We start from the raw sequence: 1,515 nt of genomic DNA on the forward strand, positions 1-1,515 counted from the left end.
TCTCTGCCAAACTTGCCGCACCGCTCGATCCTCTGCATAAACCGTCGAAGCCGCCCTCTCGATGTCGAACTCGAACAAGATGTAGCGCTCCGCTACCTCATAGCTGGCCAGGCTCACGGCCAACGCCCGCAGTTCAGCATCATCGATCAGATGCGCGTGGCCGGTGATGTTGAACTCGCCGCTTGAGCCGCTGTTGTCACTCACCGCGCAGTGAATGGCGTAACGTCCATCGCGCTGCAAATCGTGGCCTTTGGGCGAAGTCGGTTCCATGAAAACGAAGAAGTGCCCTCGCCCGATGATGGGCGTCATCGGATGCAGGCGCGGCGATCCGTCCTTGCGGATCGTCGCCAGATAGGCCACTCGGCCATTCAGCCGTTCGAGTCCAAACGCGGCCAGTTTGGGTTGTTGGTCTTCGAGAATTTTCCAGGTCATTGTTGCCTCGTCACACCGCGCTGCACGCACGCCTTGTCCGCCATGCCATGGCGGAGGCGCGCTGGGCGGGGTGCATGTGTGCCCGAGTGCGCGCTTCGCGTCGGGCATCCAGAGTGATGATTGGCGAACTGGTCGATTGGCCAATGGATTCCCGCTTGCCGTACCCAGACTCCACCGGAGTCTGGCGGCACGCATGCGCGACTACCGCGGGAATGACCTGTGCGGCGAGATCAGTTCTCAACTCACTGCTTTCTTCACGAGCGCGCTAATCCTCTTCTCTTCGGCGGCCGTCAACTCCTTCAGCGCAAAGGAGGTCGGCCACATCGCGCCGTCGTCAAGATGCGCGTCTTCGTTGAAGCCGAACGTCGCGTACCGTGACTTGAACTTCGACGCCGGGGTAAAGAAGCACACGACCTTGCCCTCCGCGTTAGCATACGCCGGCATCCCGTACCAGGTTTTCGGCGCGAGGGCCGGCGCGGCGGCTTTGACGATCTCGTGGATCTGCCTGCCCATGGTGCGATCCGGTTCCGGCAGCGCGTTGATGGCCGCGAGTGCGACACGTTCCCCTTCGGCCCGGTTCTTGCTGGCACGCGCTTCGGCTTTCAGTTCCTGCGCGCGGGCCTTCATCGCGGCTTTTTCTTCGGCCGTGAATCCTTCGGACTTCTGGCGAGTTGCAGTCGACTTTGCAGTTTCCTTCTTGGTGCTCATAAAATGTCTCTCCTGTTGGCTGGGGCTGTTTAGATTGTCCGCTGTTTCTGGACTCTTGTAAACACGCCACACGCTAAAGCGCCACAACGGCAGGTTGGCGGAGGATTTTTCAAATCACTTGCGCTCAGCGTCCGCTCACGCCGTGTCCGCGAAGCGGCGGCGCGCTGGGCGGAATGCTTGTCACGCTGTGCTTACGGCATCTTCCGCAACTGCGGCACCAGCGCAATCACAAGCGCGGCGAGAATGAACGTGCAGATCGCATTCAGTGTGATGATGGTGCTCATGCCCCACTGTTCCGCCAGCTGTCCCATCGCCAGATTGCCGAACGGTGCGAAGCCGAAGAACGTCAGCGTGTACAGTCCCATCACACGCCCG

2 protein-coding genes and 1 pseudogene are annotated in these 1,515 nt (G+C 60.7%); all 3 read right to left on the reverse strand.

Annotated features, from left to right (window positions below; genetic code table 11):
- Positions 1 to 432, reverse strand: a 432-nt coding sequence (locus tag IAE77_RS04970) for a pyridoxamine 5'-phosphate oxidase family protein (RefSeq protein ID WP_294222735.1), incomplete at its 3' end; no start/stop codon positions are given.
- Positions 433 to 669: 237 nt separating this feature from the next.
- Positions 670 to 1,140, reverse strand: a complete 471-nt coding sequence (locus tag IAE77_RS04975; RefSeq protein ID WP_294222738.1) for a DUF1801 domain-containing protein — start codon at positions 1,138 to 1,140, stop codon at positions 670 to 672.
- Between the two features lie 191 nt (positions 1,141 to 1,331).
- A pseudogene (locus IAE77_RS04980) lies at positions 1,332 to 1,515 on the reverse strand (MFS transporter); the annotation flags it as partial.

The sequence above is a fragment of the Prosthecobacter sp. genome, from assembly GCF_014879935.1.
Classification (GTDB): Bacteria; Verrucomicrobiota; Verrucomicrobiia; order Verrucomicrobiales; family Verrucomicrobiaceae; genus Prosthecobacter.

Excerpts from the sequence above, each read along its gene's own strand:
- IAE77_RS04975 (WP_294222738.1), bottom strand. The coding sequence starts at position 1,140 with ATGAGCACCAAGAAGGAAACTGCAAAGTCGACTGCAACTCGCCAGAAG.